Origin of the sequence: Hymenobacter sp. BT491 (assembly GCF_014349165.1) — a bacterium.
Classification (GTDB): Bacteria; Bacteroidota; Bacteroidia; order Cytophagales; family Hymenobacteraceae; genus Hymenobacter; species Hymenobacter jejuensis.
Window position 1 is genome coordinate 12,730 of sequence record NZ_JACSJJ010000004.1, and the last position, 12,402, is coordinate 25,131.

A 12,402-nucleotide genomic window follows, 5' to 3' on the forward strand; every position below is an offset into this window, starting at 1 on the left:
AAAGCCGAGGCCTGTTTGATAAGACCCTTATAGTGAGAGTCTTATCAAACAGGCCTCGGCTTTACGGCTTTCTTACTTCGCCAGATATGGCGTTACCAGCCGCGTCCAGATGTCGTAGCCGGCGCGCGTCATGTGCAGGCCGTCTTCCACGTACAGCTCCGGGCGCGGTTTGCCATCAGGGCCCAACATCGCTGTGCCAACGTCCAGGAAGTGTAGTCGCTTCGGATGTTTTTGTATATAACTCTTAATCATGTTGTTAGCACTTTGCATTTGCGGCCACAAGGCCCAACGCGCTAAGCTGGGTTTGATGGAAATGAACACCAAGTCCGTCTTGGGCAAGTCGTGGCGCAGGCGCTTTTCGAACGCGCGAAAGGACTCGTACACCTGCTCCGGCGTGGCGCCAGCAGCTAGGTCATTATCGCCTTCATACAGAAACACTTGCCGCGGACGGTATTTCAGCACCAGCTGCTCGAAATAGAAATTGGCGTCGGGGAAACGGGAGCCGCCAAAACCACGGTTTAGCACCGGGTGCCCCGCCAGATCGGTAGCCAAGGTTTCCCATTTGCGAACCGAGGAGCTACCCGTAAACACAATGCCTTTGGCGGGAGGCGGCGTCAGGCTGTCCTGGTGCGCAAAAGCCGCAATTTCGGTAGTCCATTGCTGCGGATTAGCAGGTTGCGGGGTTACGGTTTGGGCCCACGACGGGCAGGCCAAAAACAGCAACAAGAACAGGAAGGCCCCGTGACGCAAACGAGTTGATAAAGCCATAAGAGTGAGTAAATGAGATATCCAGCAAGCTATAAAACGGCCGCCACCGGATAAAGTCCAGCTTGACCTGTGTAAAAAAACGCCTTGGTGGCTTCACAATTCAGAGCCGGGCAAAAAGGAACCCATATCTTACTGCTTGATTAGCACTTTTTTCCGAACTTTCGGGCGTAATAGCGGCTATGCGCTACTGATATTTGTACTATATGCATAAACATTTATACAGAGCCTTTCTCACCTACTTCTTCCTGAGTATCTCTTTGCTAGCGATAGCTGAGCGGAAGCAGACCATTGAAGCGGCCGCGCTGAGTGGCCAATGGAAAGGTCCTTTGAAAGTGCCCGGTGGTAGCCTCGACTTGGTTATCACGGTGGTGCCGCTCACCAACGGTACATTTTATGCCGCGCTGGATGTGCCCCAGCAAAAAATTAGCCGCATGCCGGTGGAAGTGCAGCTACAGGGCGACGAGGTAACGTTTCGCATTGAGCAGGCCGGCAGCCGCTTCACGGGCAAGCTGGCCGCGGGTGGCAAGCAGCTCACCGGTACTTGGCAGCAGCCAGGCCTCACCACGGCCATAGTGCTACAGCACGCCGTCGCGTCGGCCCCAATGGCCAAGCGCCTCACGCGCCTCACGCCGCCCTACCGCGAAGACGAAATCGTATTCCCAAACACGGTGGCTAAGCTGCGGCTCAGCGGCACACTCACGGTACCAGCCGGTCCGGGGCCTTTCCCGGCCGTGGCTTTGCTTTCCGATACTGGCCCCCAAGACCGCGACGCTGCCCTCCAGGAATACCGCATGTTCGGGATGCTGGCCGATTTCCTGACGCGCCGCGGCATTGCAGTACTACGCTTCGACGACCGCGGCGTGGGCAAATCGGGGGGCACCTATGCCAGCACAACCACCGCCGATTTCGTGACCGATGCACAGGCCGCCATGGCTTTCTTGCGTTCTCGTAATCTCATTGATCCTCAGCACATTGGCTTGATTGGCCACGGGGAAGGCGCCAATGTGGCCCTGCTGGCTGCCGCCCAACCTCAACCGCAGGCGCCGGCATTTGTGATATCGTTGGCGGGGTATGGGCAGCCGGGCCGTGACGTGCTCGTGCGTCAGCAAGTCGAGATTATGCGCCTCATCGGGGCGGATGCAGCCCAAGTAAAAGCCGCTCTCGATCTGCACGAGCGCATGGTGGACATCATTCGCCAGACGCCCAACGACGCCCAGGCCCGCGGCAAAGTGGCCGGCATTATTCGCCTCAACAACATGGACATCGACCCCACAATGGCCCGCGCCCGCGCCGCACAGCTCACCTCGCCGTGGTCGCGCTACTTCCTCGATTTTGACCCAACCCTCAAGCTGGCGGAAGTGCAATGCCCTGTGCTGGTTCTCAATGGCACCGCCGACCTGCAAGTGGGCGTTCAGAACCTCGCGATTTTGCAGAAAGGCCTCAAAAACAACCGCGACCTCACGGCGCGGAAGCTGACGGGCGTAAACCATTGGTTCCAGCCACCGTCGTCCGAATGGCCCTTGGTCAATGGGCAGCAACAGCCGGCGTTTTCTCCCAAAGCCTTGGAAACCATGCGCAGCTGGATTGTGGCCCGCAGCGCCAAATCCAAAGCCACCTCGGCCGCTAAGATTCGCAGCACATTGTTCGGCTCAAAAGACACCCAGAAAATTTCGCAGTAAACGTGCTCTCGGTAACGGAGCGCTTGAAACGCCAAGGGCCCACGGAAATACTGCATTTCCGTGGGCCCTTGGCGTTTCTATTTGCAGTAAGTGCGGCACTTTCGCTTTGGGCTTTATTGAGGGCGCACGGGCGTAACCGTTTTGGGCAACACCGTATCGCGGCGAGGCAAACCGCTCTGCGACTGCACTTTACGCTTAGCGAGCGAATCGATGGCCGCCGTAGTGCGCCGGGAAAGGCGACCCAAGGCTTCGGACGTGGATTTGGCCTGAAGTTGTGCTTTCTTTTTGAGGCGGGCCAACGTGGCAGACAGCGATTCGTCACGCGCGGCGCTTGCTTTTCGGGCTACGCTGTCGTCGGCGGCTGAGGGTGGCAGAGCGCCGGGAGGCGCTGAAGCCGAAGCGGTTGGTGGCGCGGGCAGGGCTGGTCGGTTGGGGGATTTCGTGACTGCTGTGGGCACCTTTTGGACTGCGGGTGCTCGGTCCGATTTATTGGCGGAAGCTACGGGCGCATTCGACTTGGCAGTTGCAGTTGTAGCTTTCCGCAAAACTATCTGATTACCAATTGCTTGATAAGAAACCCCCGTTTCTTTAAGCAATACATCCAGCACCTCACCTACTGGCTGCGGACCAGCTGTGTGCAGCGTAACGTGCTGTTGCAAAGGCACAAAGGTGCTGCTGTAACTAAAAGCGACTCCACTGCTGCGTGAGATGTCGCGGAGCACCTGCTCCAGCGGCACATTGTCGGCGGCTACTTGCACCGGCCGGGACAGCACCGACGCCGACGCTTGCGCCAGCAGGGAATACACGGGCAGCCCCAAAAGGAAAAGCAAAGCAAGAACGCGTCGCATGGCAATCGAAAGTATTACCTACTGAAAGTGAAGAGCTTAACTGCCACTAAGCACACGCTGCCGTTACTCGGGGCGCAGCTCGTAGCCGCTGGCTGGGTCGCCGGTGAGTTGCGCGTTGGTGGCGGCGCCGACAACCTGCAACACCTGCGCCGGATCGGGGCTGTGGAACGTGCCCGTGAAGCGATACTCGAGCAGGCGCGGATCGGCAACGGTGATTTTGGTGCCGAACGTGGTGCGTAACGTGCGCAGCACATGGCTCAGGCGGGCATTTTCGAACACGAGCTCGTCGTTTTGCCAAGCCCGGAAATTAGTGTCTTGCACAACCGTCCGCCGTGGCGTAGCGCGAACCGGCGCAGCACCGTTGGCGGCGTACAGAATCCCGCGCTTGCCGGGCGTGAGCAGCACGGTATCGCGCTGCTGCGCAAGGCTTGCAAAGGCCACCCGACCCGTCACGACGGCAACTTCTACCGAATCTTCGGCCTTGTAGGCCCGCACGTTGAACGACGTGCCGAGCACCTGCGTGCGCGAAGTAGCGCTCAGGACCGTGAACGGCCGCCCGTGGTCTTTGCGCACTTCAAAAAAAGCTTCGCCCACCAAATGCACTTCGCGCGGGCCACGGCTGAAATCGGCAGCGTACTGCAACGTTGAATGGTGGTTTAGCCACACTTTGCTGCCGTCGGGTAAGGCCACCAGGCGTTTCTGTGCGCCCGTACGCACGGCTACTGGCTCAGCTCCTGACCTGCTTTGTCCGCTGTACATCCGGAACAGGACCGTTGCCCCAATCAGCAGGGCCAGCGCCGCCGCAATGCGCAGCCACGATTGCGTAGAAGGCCGGTTGATGGGTACTATCTTAGGCTGTCTTGGAAGATGTTCTTTTGTATATATTTGATTATCAGAGACTTGCAAACCGTCATCCGGAACCAGTTTTGCCAGCATCTGCGGCCGGAAGCGTTGCCAGGCGGCTTCGACCTCGGCATCCGAAAACAGATCGGCGACCGGTGCGGCGCCCACGCGCTCCCAGGCGCGCGTGGCGTCGGTGAGCAAGCCGAGGCGCTCGGGGCGCGCCGCTACCCACATCCGCAGCTGCTCTTGCTCCGTGGCCGTAGCTTCCCCGGCTAGGTGTTTCGCTAGCAAGTCCCAGGGCACTTCGGTATCGGCAGGCAGGGCAGACATGAGGGGCGTTAGAATCGGGCGCGGCGACGGCTGCGCGACTGGGTCACAAAATCCGCAATTTCTGCGGCTTTCAATAATATCCCGAGCGGGCAACTCCAAAGCCGCCCCCGCTGCCCCAATTCTGGCGGCAAAATCTAGTTCGAGCTAAGCACTTTCCCCGAGCCCGAAATGCGCGAGTTGACGGTGGGGTTGCCACGGTAGTACACCGACCCGCTGCCGGAGATGTCGGCGGTGAGGGTGCGGGAGGCATACAAATGGTTTTTGCCTGATCCTGAGATAGATACATAGGTATCCTGCGTGACCAAGTCAAACGCATCAACGTCGCCGGAACCGCTGATCGACGAGGTATGGCTTTGGGCCGCACCGCGCAGGCTGATTTTGCCCGAGCCCGAAATGTGGCTTCGCAGGCCCTCGACTTGCTGCAACTGCATGTCGATTTTGCCCGAGCCCGCCACGTCGAGCTTGAGGCTGGGCGCCGTCCAGGCCGTGCTGCTGCGCACCGTGCCCGAGCCCGACACGGCCGCTTCTGAGAGCGTTGGCACGGTGATGTAGATTTTAATGGGCGAGTGGCTGCGCACGTTGTAGTGCCCATACTCGATTTCGAGTTTGTTGCCGGTTATTTCCGTTTCCAGTACGTCGAGGATGTTGCGTTGGGCTTCGATCCGGACTTCTTGCTGAGGACCCTGCGTGAGGTACACGTCGGCATCGATTTTCAGATCCAACTCGGTAAAGTTGTTGACGGTGCGCGTTTGGGACTCGGTAGGGCCGACGCCGCGCACCCGCGGCGCGATCACATCGTTGTTGCAGGCCGAGAAGAGCAGTGCCGGCACGAAAGTGAGAAGGAGAGCAAGTCGTTTCATAGTTAAGGAATAGAAGAAAAGTAACGGATCAGATGCAGCATGCTTTTGCTCTTATGATCCGCAACCCCGTTTCTACCCCCACGCCCGCTCCAAAAAAATTTTCTCGTCCCACCCAAAAACTTATAACAGCAAGGAATACAGGTTTTTAAGCAACGTGCTCAGTTCCCGACGCAGAATGCGTAGAGCCTTTCCCATCTGGTTTTCAACGGTTTTGGGCGAAATCTCCAGCGCCTCGGCAATCTGCTGGTAACTCATTTCCTCATAGCGACTTAGCTCAAACACGGTGCGGCACTGCGGCGGCAACAGGTTCAGGGCCGCCGCGACGGAGCTTTCGGCTTCCTGGTAGTGCAACTCGTCGGTGGCCGCGCTGCCGGTTGGTTCGGCGCTGGGCGGGGCGGCGTCCCAGGCAACTTGGCGCTTGCCGCGCTCTTGGTAGCGCAAGGCCGCGTTGAAAGCTGCCCGGTACAGATAGGCCCGGTAAGTGGTGCTGATGGTCAGCGTTTCGCGGTTGTTCCAGACGCGCAAAAACACGTCCTGTAGCAAGTCTTCGGTCGCATCCCGGTCTTGCACTACCCGGTAGATGACCTGCCCCAGCGGCTTATAGAATTCCTTGAATAGCAGCTCCATAAAGGCCGCCTCGTCGGTGCTGCGCAGGTGTGCGAGCCGAGCTTCGAGAATGTCGGGAGCGAGTGCGGCCATAACAGAAGACTCCTTTGACAAACCCAACGCCAGATGAGCCCGGCTACAAATTTAAGCTATATAGCGAAACACCAATAGAAGGCTACTGGATGGCGTGGGCTAGGCTAAGCGGGCGTCGGCTCCGGCGGTTTGGGCGTCAGATCGAGCCGGCGCAGCTTATCGGCTCGCAACGCTGTGAAGCCGACCACCACCAACGTCATCACGCCGCCAAATACCACCGACGGCACCGTACCCATCAGTTTGGCCGCCACGCCCGATTCGAAAGAACCAATCTCGTTGGAAGAGCCAATAAAAATGTTGTTTACGGCCGAAACCCGCCCTTTCATGTACTCCGGCGTGAACGTATGGATGAGCGTGGAGCGCACAATCACGGACACCGAATCGAAAATACCGGTCATGAATAACAGGAACAACGACAGGTAGAAGTTTTTGGACAGCGCAAACAGAATAGTGGCAATGCCAAAGCCCGCCACGGCCCACAACAGCTTCCAGCCAGCCTTTTGCCGTAACGGAAAGTAAGTCAAGGAGATAGCCATAATTACCGAACCCACTGCTGGCGCCGCCCGCAAATAGCCCAAACCGTCGGGACCAATTTTCAGGATGCCGTCGGCGAAGATTGGCAACAACGCCACCGCACCGCCAAAGAGCACAGCAAACATATCCAGCGATTGCGCGGCCAGCACCAGCTGGTTGCGGAAGATGAACTGCACGCCCGACAGAATGCTCTCCTTAAGCCCCAGCTTTTCGCCTTCGATAGGCGGCAGCGGCCGGCCGGCAATACTCAGGAATAAGAGCAGCGACAACCCCATCAGCACAGCATCGACGGCATAGGCCGTGGGCTTGCCCAAGTGGGCAAACAACAAGCCGCCCACCGCGGGGCCCAGCACGGCGGCTGTCTGCCACGTCGAGCTATTCCACGTAATGGCGTTGGCCAATCGCGGGCGGTCGGGCATGAGCTGGGGCATGAAGGAAAACAAAGCCGGCCCCAAGAACCCCCGCGCCACGCCGCTCACAAAAATAACCGAGTACAGCGGCAGGGTGTAAAATCGGTCGCGGGCGAGCAAGGCAGCCCCGGCCGGCTGGGTAAGTAGCCACAGCGCCACCGAGCACCCCAATAACACCGCTACCGTGGCAATGATGATGTTTTTGCGCCGCACCGAATCGGCCACGTGCCCGGCGTACAACGACACCACAATGCTCGGGATGGCTTCGGCCAACCCAATAAAGCCCAACGCCAATGGATCTTTGGTCAGCTCATACATCTGCCAGCTTACTACGACCCCCTGAATCTGGGTGGCAACGGTCATGCAAACCCGCGCCGAGAGCAGGCGACGGAATTCGGGCAGGCGCAGAGCGGCATATGGGTCGTGGCGGAGGGCAGATTCGGAAGCAGACATACTATCACTGAGGCAATTAGCGAAGGGCGCAAAGGTAGCCCAAAACCGTAGGAAGAGAGGTGAAATCCCTTGTCTAACGGTTTAGTTTTTTGTATACTTGTTTCCCTGCCCTCTTCCTGTTCCCACACCTAGCCACGCTCTCAATTTTGCAAGCTCTATGGCTATTGTGGCAGATTCTGCGCATTTCCTTGTCCGCCCCGAACAGCAGTTGCTGGAGGTTACGTGGCAAGCGCCCGTTTCATCGCCGGAACTACGTTCCACGTATCTCTCTGTTTTAGAGCAAGTTACCCAGCAGCATATTTTCCGACTGCTGTTTGATGCCCGGCGCCGGGGTCGGGCCAGTTCGGCCGATGAGCTTTGGGTCGCCAACGAGTTCATTCCGCTTCTGCCTGCGCGCCTGCCGCCGGGCCTACGTCCCCGCCTCGCCTATTTGGTTACCCCTGTTTTTTACGAGTCCGTGCGGGCCGAAACGCACAACGGTGATATGGTCACGGAAAGTGAGTTGCTGACCCTGAACCACTTCACCGATAGCCTGAGTGCTCGACAATGGCTGCTCAGTGAGTAGCTGCCCGCGCTTCATCCGCAATGTAAGTTCCCACCGTTTTCCTGCGCCCATGACCGGAACCGCTACAAATTTTGTTGAACTGACCTTCCGGGCCGATTTGGATACGCTGCTGGGTCGGTGGCTGCGGGCTGTCACGCACAGTGAGTTGCAAGTGGGCTACGAGGCCACCATGGCCGCCGCGCTCTACAACAAGGCCCGGTGCTGGCTCCTCGACGTGCGCCGCCGCGGCCCCATTCCCGAAGAATCCACGCACTGGGTGATCGAAGCCTTTTTGCCGCGCTTGGTGGTAGCGTTGGGCGGCCGCGTGTACATGGCGTTTTTGGTATCGCCGGCTCACCTCAACAGCTTAGAGCAGGAGCAGCAGCTGATTTCCCACAGGTCTGATGCGTACTGCGAAGTGCAGCTGTTTACGGAAGAAGGACCGGCCACCCAATGGCTGGCCGGCCATTGCCAGCCCGGCTGCGCAGTGCAACCTTCCGCCTGACCCACCTGTAAGAATTGATAGCGGCCTGCTTTTCGGCTGTTGTTAACCCTCACTTTGCATGTGCTTAAGAATGTTGCTTTGGGGCTGCCTGTTTGCCGGCTTAGCAAACCTCACGATTCTATCGGCGGTCCGTTCTCAGTCGAAGGCGGCTGTTGCTCCGGCCCTGCGCGACGGGGTTTTTCGGCGCGGTAGCGTGATGATGCGACTGCAAGCAGGACGGGTATCGCGCCTGACAGCGCCGCTTACGCTGGCAAACGGTATGGTAGTCGAACCCAATGGCACGGTTATCAGCAAAGACGGCGCGCGGCAACTGCTGGGAGCCGGTCGTGCCGTCAATCTGCAAGGTGAAATCGTGAACTTCCGCGACGACATGATGTCTGCGACCGCCATTGAGCAGTATGATCAGCAGGTCACCGGCGCCGCGGCTACGCGCATCGAGGTACCCAGCACCAGCCCAGTTCCTCCCAATGCCGCCGCCGAGCTGTTGCGGGCAGAGCGCCGACTGGCCTTGCTTCAGCAACTCTCCGAGCTCCTCGACCAACGGGCTTCTACTACTATCAAATCGGCGCGCTTTCAACAGCTCGACGCCGAGATCAAGTCGCTAGCGGCGCAGCTTTAGCTTGCTGCCGAAACTATAAGTGCCCGTCAGCCCGCAAAACAGCCCGTGCACACGGGCTGTTTTGCGGGCTGACAGGCATCAGCAAGGCCCTTGAACAGATTTATTTTTTCTCGATAAAACAGTATATTAAGTATGTCAGATTTCAGATTCTAGGTTTTATTTTCTTGTAAAAAAATTTTGTTATTGGACTTCTAAGGCATTGTGTTTGCGGGAGCAGTTTTCTACATTTGATTTCTTCGAGAAAATTCATCCGCTCCTCATTCTCCTAATCTCACCGGTAACCTGCATCTATGGCCTAAAGCTCTACGTTCCCTAACCCGTAGCCTTTATGGAAACCACCATGCAGCCGAGCGATTCCGCTCTGATTTCGCTCTATATAACCGGCAAAGAAGAAGCATTCGAGCTATTATTAGACCGCCACAAAAGCCGTGTTTTTACCACGATCATGCTGATCGTGCGCGATGAAGACGTTGCCGAAGATTTATTGCAGGATACCTTTATCAAGGCCATCCACACGATGCGCAGCGGTCGCTACAACGAAGAGGGAAAATTCTCGTCCTGGATTTGCCGCATTGCCCATAATTTGGCGATCGACTTTTTCCGACGTGAAAAACGTAGCCCTTTATTGAATCTTGACACAACAAGTCACGCGTTCAATACGTTGTCACTAGCAGAAGAAGGCGCGGAAGCCGTCCTTACTCGTGAAGAAACCTACGCTCGGCTACGGGAACTGATCCAAGAGCTGCCGGCTGCTCAAAAGGAAGTGCTGATCATGCGTCATTACGGCGACATGAGCTTCCAGGAGATCGCAGACGCAACGGGGGTAAGCATCAACACGGCGTTGGGGCGCATGCGATATGCGCTAATCAACCTGCGGAAGAAGATGGCCGCACAACCCGTTTTCTATGATCAAAACCTTTACCCACGAGAAGCTGCTCCGGTACGTGTACAACGAATTGCCAGCTAAGGAGCACCAAGCCATCGAAGAAGCCCTGCTCCACGATCCGGAGCTGGCCTCCATTTGCGCCGACCTGCTATTAGCACAGCGCACTCTTAATGAGTTGCAGCGCGGGCCACGGGAAAGCACGACGCGCTCCATTCTGCAGTACTCCAGAACGTTCATGCAGAAATCTTAGCACGGTCCTTATAAATACTTGGTAATCAAGTATTTATAAGGACCGTGCTTTTAGCTCCTTTTGGTGATTCGGCTTTTGCTAACTCCCTTGTTGGCCAAGCCGGTGCAATTTGTGCGCGCCCTGCTTGAGGGTTCATCTTGCCCTGCGTTCCTTTGCGTAAGTCTTTTATCCGATAGCAATGCGCAAGTCAGAGCGGTTTCGCCGCTTCCTCGAGTATTTCCTGACCAATTTCCCCGAGCCTAAAACCGAGCTTCTCTATACCAACCCCTACGAACTGATTGTGGCGGTGGTGCTGAGCGCGCAGTGCACCGACAAGCGCGTTAACCAGATCATGCCGGAATTGCTAAATCAGTTTCCGACACCTGCTCATTTGGCGCTGGCTTCGGCTGAGGAAATTTTTCCGTTTATCCGCAGCGTATCGTACCCCAATAACAAAGCGAAGCACTTGGCTGGTTTGGGCCGGATGCTGGTGGAGGAATTTGGAGCGGAGGTGCCCAGCTCCATCGAGGAGTTGCAGCGCCTGCCGGGCGTGGGACGCAAAACCGCCAATGTGGTCGTATCGGTGATTTACAACCAGCCCGCAATGGCCGTCGATACCCATGTGTTTCGGGTGTCGCACCGGCTAGGCTTGGTTAGCCGCACAGCCACTACGCCGCTGGCCGTGGAAAAGGCTCTGGTTAAGTATATCCCTGAAGAATTGATTCCGAAAGCGCACCACTGGCTGATTCTGCACGGACGGTATATCTGCGTGGCGCGGCAGCCCAAATGCACCATTTGCCCGCTTACCGACATCTGCGAGTACTACGCAAAAAACGTTGCTAATAATCCAGACACGCCTCAAAACCAGCCTGCAAAGCGCCTACGCCCCTAATTATCTGGCAATCGGCACAACTTAGTACAAAAGTAGTACTAGGAGGTTTTAAAGTTCCCTGCTGCTGTTTCCAGCACGCTTTGCACCGTTGCTGCAATGCGTTCTCGGTCGAATTGCGCGTGCGCAACTGCTGTGGCAGCTTCTCCTGCTGCCTCAAGCATGTCGGGTTTATCCAGCAAATTTCGGAGGCAAGCGGCTAAGGCTTGGGCATCGCCAGCCGGTGAGTACCACCCGCACCGATGCGTTTCAACCAACGCTTTGGTCCAGCCCTGATTGGTGACTACCACTGGCGTCCCGACGGCTAGGCTATCGTAGAATTTGGCTGGCGAATTGGCATCCAGCACTGGCAAGTTTAGAAATGACACCACCGACACATCGGCCATCCGAAACCACGCAAACACGGCGTGCCGCGGCTGCGGGGCCACCAACCGAATAGATGAACATCTTGCAGCGGCTGCCCGAATCAGAGGCTCATAAAAGCCAAGGCCCATGAACAGCCATACCACATCGGACTGATGTGCAGCCAGTTGCTCGGCCGCCTGCACCAGCGTTGGAATATCGTTGGCTCGGCCGAAGGTGCCGGCATACAGAATAACCCGCTTCCCGAGCAAGTTGTATTGCTGCCGGAGCTCGGCTACTGCTGCTTCCGTAGCCAACGTGGCCAACTCAAGATCCGTACCGTTGAGTACTGTTGTAATTTTCTGATTATCAATGCCTTGCTCTTCGACGTAGCGAGTCATGTCGGGCGAGAGGGGCAGAATATGCGACGCGCTCTGGTAGAGGCGCTTTTCCAAAGCAAACAACTGGCTTTTAGCAACCTGCGTCGGAACAGCACCCATCGCAATCGGGAACGAAGGCCACAAATCCTGCACCTCGAATACCCACGGCAATTGCCGCCGCCGCGCCACCTGTGCGGCTGCCCAAGCGGCCGTAAGCGGCGTCGAAATTCCCCAGATTACGTCGGGGCGCTCCATGCGCAGTCCTTCGCGTAGCGCAAAGGCGGCATATTGCCCAAACGACAGGAGCCGGCGCGCCACGCCCATTTTGTTTTGGTAGGGCACATCGGCAGTGCGGATCTCTACGCCTTCCGGAACCCACGGAAAATCATGCGTCAGGCGTTGGCGCTCCCAAGTGCGGGTCGTAATCAGCGTAACGCGGTGCGTGCGGGCAATGTGCGCCAGCAACGAGTAGTGCCGACTAGTGGCCGGGCAATCGGGGTTGGTGTGGTACTGACTGAAAACCGCGATGTGCACCGCTAGCGAATTAAGAAGCAGGAGGTAATATCAACAGAACAGCTGCTACT

At 57.3% G+C, this 12,402-nt stretch carries 14 protein-coding genes; 7 read left to right on the plus strand and 7 right to left on the minus strand.

Going from position 1 to position 12,402, the window contains the following annotated elements; all coding sequences use genetic code 11:
• Window positions 1-72 precede the first annotated feature (72 nt).
• On the minus strand, window positions 73-768 hold the full coding sequence (locus tag H9I52_RS16755) for an SGNH/GDSL hydrolase family protein (RefSeq protein ID WP_187454834.1): 696 nt from the start codon (window positions 766-768) through the stop codon (window positions 73-75).
• Window positions 769-971: 203 nt separating this feature from the next.
• On the opposite strand from H9I52_RS16755, the gene H9I52_RS16760 reads away from it, so the two are divergent.
• Window positions 972-2,447 (plus strand): alpha/beta hydrolase family protein, encoded by a 1,476-nt coding sequence (locus H9I52_RS16760; protein WP_187454835.1) that lies wholly within the window; start codon window positions 972-974, stop codon window positions 2,445-2,447.
• Window positions 2,448-2,560: 113 nt separating this feature from the next.
• Here the strand turns inward: H9I52_RS16760 and H9I52_RS16765 are convergent, their stop codons facing one another.
• From H9I52_RS16765 to H9I52_RS16785, 5 genes are all read right to left on the minus strand, one after another.
• Window positions 2,561-3,295 carry an STN domain-containing protein gene (locus tag H9I52_RS16765; RefSeq protein ID WP_187454836.1) on the minus strand — a complete coding sequence of 245 codons (735 nt, stop codon included), beginning with the start codon at window positions 3,293-3,295 and terminating at the stop codon, window positions 2,561-2,563.
• Between the two features lie 63 nt (window positions 3,296-3,358).
• The gene (locus H9I52_RS16770) at window positions 3,359-4,468 is read right to left on the minus strand and encodes a FecR family protein (protein WP_187454837.1); all 1,110 of its coding nucleotides are present in this window, start codon (window positions 4,466-4,468) and stop codon (window positions 3,359-3,361) included.
• 134 nt (window positions 4,469-4,602) lie between these two features.
• The gene (locus H9I52_RS16775; RefSeq protein ID WP_187454838.1) at window positions 4,603-5,328 is read right to left on the minus strand and encodes a head GIN domain-containing protein; all 726 of its coding nucleotides are present in this window, start codon (window positions 5,326-5,328) and stop codon (window positions 4,603-4,605) included.
• Between the two features lie 120 nt (window positions 5,329-5,448).
• The gene (locus H9I52_RS16780) at window positions 5,449-6,027 is read right to left on the minus strand and encodes an RNA polymerase sigma-70 factor (protein ID WP_187454839.1); all 579 of its coding nucleotides are present in this window, start codon (window positions 6,025-6,027) and stop codon (window positions 5,449-5,451) included.
• 104 nt (window positions 6,028-6,131) lie between these two features.
• Window positions 6,132-7,424: an MFS transporter gene (locus H9I52_RS16785; RefSeq protein ID WP_187454840.1), complete on the minus strand. Its 1,293-nt coding sequence runs from the start codon at window positions 7,422-7,424 to the stop codon at window positions 6,132-6,134.
• 157 nt (window positions 7,425-7,581) lie between these two features.
• Between H9I52_RS16785 and H9I52_RS16790 the strand changes: the two genes are divergently transcribed.
• The 6 genes from H9I52_RS16790 (at window position 7,582) to nth (ending at window position 11,099) form a co-directional block, all read left to right on the plus strand.
• Complete coding sequence (locus tag H9I52_RS16790; protein WP_187454841.1) at window positions 7,582-7,989, plus strand: hypothetical protein; 408 nt, start codon at window positions 7,582-7,584, stop codon at window positions 7,987-7,989.
• Window positions 7,990-8,038: 49 nt separating this feature from the next.
• On the plus strand, window positions 8,039-8,473 hold the full coding sequence (locus H9I52_RS16795; RefSeq protein WP_187454842.1) for a hypothetical protein: 435 nt from the start codon (window positions 8,039-8,041) through the stop codon (window positions 8,471-8,473).
• Window positions 8,474-8,531: 58 nt separating this feature from the next.
• On the plus strand, window positions 8,532-9,092 hold the full coding sequence (locus H9I52_RS16800; protein ID WP_187454843.1) for a DUF6799 domain-containing protein: 561 nt from the start codon (window positions 8,532-8,534) through the stop codon (window positions 9,090-9,092).
• A 328-nt stretch (window positions 9,093-9,420) separates the two neighbouring features.
• Window positions 9,421-10,059 (plus strand): RNA polymerase sigma factor, encoded by a 639-nt coding sequence (locus H9I52_RS16805; protein WP_187454844.1) that lies wholly within the window; start codon window positions 9,421-9,423, stop codon window positions 10,057-10,059.
• On the plus strand, window positions 9,998-10,228 hold the full coding sequence (locus H9I52_RS16810; RefSeq protein WP_222940550.1) for a hypothetical protein: 231 nt from the start codon (window positions 9,998-10,000) through the stop codon (window positions 10,226-10,228). Before H9I52_RS16805 ends, H9I52_RS16810 begins: the two co-directional genes overlap by 62 nt.
• 178 nt (window positions 10,229-10,406) lie before the next feature.
• Window positions 10,407-11,099, plus strand: a complete 693-nt coding sequence (gene nth / locus H9I52_RS16815) for an endonuclease III (protein ID WP_187454845.1) — start codon at window positions 10,407-10,409, stop codon at window positions 11,097-11,099.
• A gap of 38 nt (window positions 11,100-11,137) precedes the next feature.
• Here the strand turns inward: nth and H9I52_RS16820 are convergent, their stop codons facing one another.
• Window positions 11,138-12,352: a glycosyltransferase family 4 protein gene (locus H9I52_RS16820; protein WP_187454846.1), complete on the minus strand. Its 1,215-nt coding sequence runs from the start codon at window positions 12,350-12,352 to the stop codon at window positions 11,138-11,140.
• Window positions 12,353-12,402 lie beyond the last annotated feature (50 nt).

Coding starts and splice junctions, on each gene's coding strand:
- H9I52_RS16805 (WP_187454844.1), top strand. CDS start 9,421: ATGGAAACCACCATGCAGCCGAGCGATTCCGCTCTGATTTCGCTCTAT.
- H9I52_RS16760 (WP_187454835.1), top strand. CDS start 972: ATGCATAAACATTTATACAGAGCCTTTCTCACCTACTTCTTCCTGAGT.
- H9I52_RS16790 (WP_187454841.1), top strand. CDS start 7,582: ATGGCTATTGTGGCAGATTCTGCGCATTTCCTTGTCCGCCCCGAACAG.
- H9I52_RS16765 (WP_187454836.1), bottom strand. CDS start 3,295: ATGCGACGCGTTCTTGCTTTGCTTTTCCTTTTGGGGCTGCCCGTGTAT.
- H9I52_RS16810 (WP_222940550.1), top strand. CDS start 9,998: ATGATCAAAACCTTTACCCACGAGAAGCTGCTCCGGTACGTGTACAAC.
- H9I52_RS16755 (WP_187454834.1), bottom strand. CDS start 768: ATGGCTTTATCAACTCGTTTGCGTCACGGGGCCTTCCTGTTCTTGTTG.
- H9I52_RS16795 (WP_187454842.1), top strand. CDS start 8,039: ATGACCGGAACCGCTACAAATTTTGTTGAACTGACCTTCCGGGCCGAT.
- H9I52_RS16775 (WP_187454838.1), bottom strand. CDS start 5,328: ATGAAACGACTTGCTCTCCTTCTCACTTTCGTGCCGGCACTGCTCTTC.
- H9I52_RS16780 (WP_187454839.1), bottom strand. CDS start 6,027: ATGGCCGCACTCGCTCCCGACATTCTCGAAGCTCGGCTCGCACACCTG.
- nth (WP_187454845.1), top strand. CDS start 10,407: ATGCGCAAGTCAGAGCGGTTTCGCCGCTTCCTCGAGTATTTCCTGACC.
- H9I52_RS16800 (WP_187454843.1), top strand. CDS start 8,532: ATGTGCTTAAGAATGTTGCTTTGGGGCTGCCTGTTTGCCGGCTTAGCA.
- H9I52_RS16770 (WP_187454837.1), bottom strand. CDS start 4,468: ATGTCTGCCCTGCCTGCCGATACCGAAGTGCCCTGGGACTTGCTAGCG.
- H9I52_RS16785 (WP_187454840.1), bottom strand. CDS start 7,424: ATGTCTGCTTCCGAATCTGCCCTCCGCCACGACCCATATGCCGCTCTG.